The 4,269-nt window shown below is 45.7% G+C and carries 5 protein-coding genes; all 5 read left to right on the plus strand.

The features are described 5' to 3' along the window. A partial coding sequence (gene uppS / locus JZU62_RS04380; RefSeq protein WP_295012278.1) for a polyprenyl diphosphate synthase occupies positions 1-498 on the plus strand: 498 nt, incomplete at its 5' end. After that, entirely contained in the window at positions 498-1,247 is a 750-nt protein-coding gene (locus tag JZU62_RS04385; protein WP_295012280.1) for an A24 family peptidase, read from the plus strand. The genes uppS and JZU62_RS04385, both read left to right, overlap by 1 nt. After that, positions 1,240-2,262, plus strand: coding sequence for an LptF/LptG family permease (locus JZU62_RS04390; RefSeq protein WP_295012282.1), 1,023 nt, complete (start codon positions 1,240-1,242; stop codon positions 2,260-2,262). Before JZU62_RS04385 ends, JZU62_RS04390 begins: the two co-directional genes overlap by 8 nt. Next, the gene (gene truA, locus JZU62_RS04395) at positions 2,259-2,987 is read left to right on the plus strand and encodes a tRNA pseudouridine(38-40) synthase TruA (protein ID WP_295012284.1); all 729 of its coding nucleotides are present in this window, start codon (positions 2,259-2,261) and stop codon (positions 2,985-2,987) included. Before JZU62_RS04390 ends, truA begins: the two co-directional genes overlap by 4 nt. 92 nt (positions 2,988-3,079) lie before the next feature. Beyond that, on the plus strand, positions 3,080-4,269 hold a 1,190-nt coding region (gene htpG, locus JZU62_RS04400), incomplete at its 3' end, for a molecular chaperone HtpG (protein ID WP_295012286.1).

Raw genomic sequence — 4,269 nt, forward strand, 5'->3', positions numbered from 1 at the left:
GAAAACTGGAAGCGCCCGAAACTCGAAGTCGAATTTTTGATGAAACTTTTAGAAAAATACCTCAAAAGCGAACGCGCTACCTATCTGGATAACAACATCCGTTTTGAGCCTATCGGTGATCTATCCCTATTTTCCAAATCACTCCGCAACGTCATCGACGACGTCCAAAAAGCCACCGAGGGGTGTACCGCTCTGAGCCAATGTCTGGCACTCAACTACGGAGGGCGCGATGAGATCGTCCGTGCGGCAAACTCTCTACGTGAAAACGGAGCTATAACGGTAGAATCCCTGACGAATGCTCTCGATTGTACTCATGATGTCGATTTGCTCATCCGTACGGGAGGAGATCATCGCCTCTCTAATTTTATGATGTGGCAGGCGGCGTATGCGGAACTCTTTTTTACCAAAACCCTCTGGCCGGAGTTCGACACTGATGAACTCGAATCGATTATCAAAAAATTTAAAACCGTTGAAAGACGCTTCGGAGGATTAAACTGATGGAACTGCTATTTGTATTTATTTTTGGGGCATTGATCGGTTCTTTTTTAAATGTCGTCATTTTACGCATTCCGCGTGATGAGAGTGTCGCCTTTCCCGCATCGCACTGCATGAGTTGCAATACTCCGCTTCGTGCATGGCATAACGTACCGATCTTCTCATGGCTCTTTCTTCGGGGAAAATGTGCATTTTGCGGTGCAAAAATTTCGGTGCAATACCCTCTTATCGAACTCCTTAGCGCCCTTATTTTTCTCTTTAGCGCGATGAAATTCGGATTTACCGCTCAAGCACTCGGTGTTGCGGTGACGTTTGATCTCCTCCTCGCCCTCTCGGCAATCGATTACCGCTACAAAATGGTACCCGATAGCCTCAACCTAGGTGCCCTCACCGTCGCTATTTTCAGCGTAGCCTCCTTGGAACAATTCGGCTACAATGTCACCAACGCCCTGCTCTTTGCAGGTGGATTTTCGCTGTTGCGCTTTTACATCTCTTATATTCTCAAAAAAGAGGCGATGGGCGAAGCCGATATTATGATCGCCGCTACGATGGGAGCACTGCTAGGGGTCAAACTCGGTCTGGTTGCTGTCTTTATCGGTGCCGTGTTAGCACTCCCCGTACTTCTTCTCACCCGAGATGAGAGCGATGAGTCCAAAGAGCTTCCGTTCATCCCCTTTTTAGCGATGGGGTGTTGGCTTGTTTTGATGTTTGATAGCTATGTTAACAATTATTTGGTGGGCATATATGGGTAAATTACGTCAGTATATTTTATCGCATTTATCGATTCTCTTTTTCTCGATTTTTCTCCCCCTCTTTGCGATTGCATCGGTCATATTTTTGATCAAACTCGCTACCTATACGGCGGTCATTCAACTCAATATTATCGAGATGGGTAAACTCTATCTTTTCGTTATTCCTGAACTACTTTTTTATACCCTCCCCATCGCTTTCGTCATCGGCGGAGCATTGGCACTCTATCGCCTTTCCAATGATAATGAGATGGTCGTCGTTTTCTCTCTGGGGATTTCTCCTGCGTTTATCGCACGTGTCTTAGCCATTCCGGCATTGCTGCTAACCCTTTTACTTTTGGTCAATTTTATCGTCGTTACCCCCTATATCAAAATTATTTCCGCCAATTTTTTAGAGAAAAAAAGGGCTGAAGCCAAATTTAACCTTACCGCTTCAGAATTTGGTCACCATTTTGGCGACTGGATGCTTTTTGTCAACAAAAGTGACAAAAATTCCCGTGTATTTGAAGATGTCGTCCTTTTTAACAAAGCAATGAAAGATGAGATACTTATCAAATCGGATAAAGCAGAACTGATCAACAAAAGCGGAGTATTACAACTCAAATTGGATAACGGAGAGAGCTACAGCTACAATAATGAGCTACTAAAAACAATGCTCTTTAAAACGGCTTATATCAATGATAAAATGTCCACCGATCCGATGATTTACCGCGATACCCTTGACTATTGGACGAACGATGAGCTCAGAGACCGAAAAAATCAGCGCTTTATTACCAATAGTTTATTGAGTCTCTTTCCCCTTATCTCGATCTTTTTGATCATTGCCCTCGGAGTTGTCCATGCCCGCCACCAAAAGCGGTGGATTTACCTATGGCTTTTTCTCTCGATTATCGCATTTTATGCCTCGGCTATGATACTACAGCAATGGCTCGGATTTCACGCTATTTGGGTGATCGCCCTTGCATGGCTTCTCGTTACCTACACCTTTTATAAACGTTTAGTAGGGAACCGCTTTTGAACCGTGCCAAGATCACGATGAGCTACAACGGCTCAGCGTTTATGGGTTCACAACAACAACCCACCACCCACGAAACCGTGATCGGAACCCTCATCATCGCCCTCAAACGGCTCAAAATAAACTCTGCCCCCAAAGGCTCAGGAAGAACCGACCGAGGCGTTCACGCGACACATCAGGTTATGCACATCGATTTACCGCTGTTTTGGGATGATCTTCTCCGACTTAAAGATATGCTCAACCTCCAACTCCCCAACTCGTTACGGATTTTACGTATCGAGTTTGTAGAGAATGAATTTCATGCACGTTATAGTGCTAAACGTCGCGTCTATCGATACATCATCAAAGAGGGGACGACCAACCCGTTCGAAGACAACTTCGTCTCCTTTATCCCCACCCTCAACCGCTATATCATTACCGATGCCATCAAATGTTTCGAGGGGACGCATAGTTTTGAGCTTTTTAAAAAAAGCGGCAACGATATGGATCACTTCACCCGCATCATCTACCGCGCCTACGCTTACTCGCACAAAGGATATTTTGTCCTCGTCTTCGAGGGGAACGGATTTTTACGCTCCCAAATCCGCCTAATGGTCGGTTTTTTACTCCGTATCTCGGCAGGGAAAGCGACAAAAGAGCAACTTATAGAGCAGTTGAACTGTGTCAAGCGATATTCCACGGATATTGCACCCCATAACGGTCTCTACCTCACACACATTAAGTATTAGTCAACTACACTCAACTTGTTTGATACCCCTTGCATTATTAATGCTATTTCGTTACAATCACAGCTCAAAATTTAACCTTTAAGGATAGTCACATGGCAAAACATCAGTTCCAGACTGAAGTCTCACAAATCTTACATCTCATGATCCACTCTTTGTACTCTAACAAAGAGATTTTCGTCCGCGAGCTTGTCTCGAACAGCTCCGACGCCCTCGACAAACTCAACATGCTCGTCCTCACCGACGAGGCGTACAAAGGGGTGAACTTTGCCCCTCGTATCGATATCATCATCGACAAAGAGGGAAAAACCCTCACGATCAGTGACACAGGTATCGGGATGAACGAAGCGGATCTAGTAGAGAACCTCGGAACCATCGCGAAATCAGGAACCAAAGCGTTCCTCGAAAAACTCTCAGGCGATCAGAAAAAAGATTCGAACCTTATCGGTCAATTTGGTGTCGGTTTCTATGCCTCGTTTATGGTAGCGGACAAAGTGGAAGTTATTTCTCGCAAAGCCGGAGAAGAGCAAGCTTATAAATGGAGCTCAATGGCAGGGTCAGAATATGACCTAGAGCCAGCAGAACGTGACACACACGGTACAACCATCATCATGCACCTCAAAGACGATGAGAGCGAGTTTTTGGAGACTCACCGTATCGATAGCATCGTTAAAAAATACTCCAACCACATCCCTTTCCCGATCTACATGGACAAAGAGGAGTGGGTAGCCCCAGCCGAAGGTGAAGAGAAAGGTCACAACGAACTCGTCAACAAACAAATCAACAAAGCCAACGCATTGTGGACGATCAGCAAATCAGAGATCACCGACGAAGAGTACAAAGATTTCTACTCCAGCATCGCTCACGATTCCAGCGAACCGTTACTCTGGATGCACAACCGCGCAGAGGGTACATTAGAGTACACAACCCTCTTCTACGTCCCTGCCAAAGCACCGATGGATTTGTACCGCGTTGACTACCAAAGCGGTATCAAACTCTACATCAACCGTGTCTTCATCACCGACGATGAAAAAGAGCTTATGCCGACTTACCTCCGTTTCCTTCGCGGGGTGATCGATTCTGCCGACCTTCCGCTCAATGTCAGCCGTGAAATCCTCCAAAGCAACCGCGTTATGGCGAAGATCAAAAATGCATCGGTTAAAAAAGTCCTCAGCGAACTTGCAAAAGTCTCTGAAAACGACGCCGAAAAATACGACGCATTCTACAAAGAGTTCGGAAACGTCCTCAAAGAGGGACTTTACAGCGACATGGGGAACCGTGAGCG

Source organism: Sulfuricurvum sp., assembly GCF_019163035.1.
GTDB lineage: Bacteria > Campylobacterota > Campylobacteria > Campylobacterales > Sulfurimonadaceae > Sulfuricurvum.